The sequence below is a fragment of the Sulfuricurvum sp. genome (assembly GCF_049305995.1).
In the GTDB taxonomy this organism is placed as follows: domain Bacteria; phylum Campylobacterota; class Campylobacteria; order Campylobacterales; family Sulfurimonadaceae; genus Sulfuricurvum.
In genome coordinates this window covers 1-1,755 of record NZ_JBAQPS010000131.1, presented here as the reverse complement: position 1 = coordinate 1,755, position 1,755 = coordinate 1, and the positions used below count along the sequence as shown (strand labels likewise).

Here is a 1,755-nt window from a genome sequence, read left to right as displayed (position 1 = left end):
CTCAATGCCAAATAAGGATACGTCCCTTTATCCATGAAATGATCTAATGTAAAACCATTTTTTGTTTTTGTTGACGTACTAAATTTATTGATAAACTCAATATTGCAAAAATAGCAGGTATGGACTTCAATATTATCTTCAAAAAACTTGGCTATTTTTGGCTGAAGTTTTGAAATTTTAGGAGTAATTGTTTTTGACTTTGCTTTGTCATAATTGAAAATTTGTTTGACGATATTATGTTTACTCGAATACTTTGAGCCGATTTTTGTTTTAATTTCCTCTAATTTTTCAAAATCACCGCACACAATATCTTTTAAACTATAACAATTGAGTTTTGATTTGAGATGTGTATTGTAATATGTTTCAAAAGAGTCATTTTGGATTCTAAGCTCTGAAATCAATGTATAATAATCATCTGCTAAATTCGGCTGATAGGGAATTTTAATCATTCTCTAAACTTTCCAAATATACTTTGACTCGTGATATCTCTGCACTTTTCGCTTCATCTTTACCGAGCAATATCTTCTCTATCTCCACAAGATGGTTTTTGACCACTTGTTTTAAATATGCTTCTCCGATAATCGATTGAATATTCCAAAATGCTTCTTTTTTTTCTTCGTATTGAACTTTTAATTCTGCTTTTTTGATCTCGTTATTTGTATGTTTTTCGACTTCGTTGTAAAAATCAATAATCTCATTAATTTTACTTTTTGCAAACTCTCCCATCAAACCATCATCCATAAAAAAGCCGTGAGATAAGAGGGTGTGGATATTAGCTCCAAAGGTATCAATATCAACTTTTTCTTCTTTTCCATCTTTTAAAAATATTACATTTTCTTTTGGGATATCTGAGAGGATAAATGGTGAATGAGAGGTGATTATCAGATGAACTTTTTTTTCCAATTTTTTAGCGATACTGATGAGTTCATTTATAAACTTTTTTTGCCAATTAGGATGTAATGTATTGTCAGGTTCATCCAAAAAAAATAAAAACTCTTTTTGATTATAACTTACTAGATTTACTATAAAACTGTAAATTGTTTTTTGCCCATGACTTAAAGAACTATACGTTGCACTATTTTCTGCCCTAAAATCAAACTCTAACTCATCTATCATTGTATGAAAAAACAAGTCTAAATAATCAGTTCCAAATATTGTTGCAATATTTTCAATTTTAATAAAAACACCAGCATGTTTCTTCAATAATTCATACTTTTCTTTTTCTACAAAACTAATAGCACACTTTTTCAATACTGTTTCAACCTCTTCAGTCGTTACGGTTAAATTAAAATTTTTAGAATCTAATTTTTCTGTCAAATTAATCTTCTCAAAAATATTATCAATACCCTCAAACCTGCTGAACAAGTAAAGCATATATTCATCTTGAAGATTTTTTAGAGCACGAATAGCATCGATAATTACATCTGGATCACTTTGAGGCTCCCATCCTAAAGCAGATTTCACACCTGCTATGTCTAGTTCATTATGCTCATATTCAGAATTGAGCCATAATTCTCGAAATGAATACTCAATCCCATGTGGTTTAAAATTAAAAAGTTCAAAATCTAAATTTTGTAACTTTAAATAGTTCTCAGTAATAAGTTCATTTGTTTTTGATAAATTAATAGTTGTTAAATAGCTTCTTGATTCTGCCAAATTCAAATTATCCATTGAGTAATAGAGAACTTTTCGTAAAAATGAAATCGTAAAGTTTTCTATCTTTAGTGATGAAGTAACTTTAACTTTATTGGTATA

The 1,755-nt window shown here is 28.7% G+C and carries 2 protein-coding genes; both read right to left on the bottom strand.

The features are described 5' to 3' along the window. Nucleotides 1-449, bottom strand: a 449-nt coding sequence (locus WA010_RS04375; protein WP_422555935.1) for a hypothetical protein, incomplete at its 3' end; no start/stop codon positions are given. Then, nucleotides 442-1,755 (bottom strand): AAA family ATPase (locus WA010_RS04370; protein WP_422555934.1); only part of this gene is annotated, 1,314 nt, incomplete at its 5' end. The genes WA010_RS04370 and WA010_RS04375, both read right to left, overlap by 8 nt.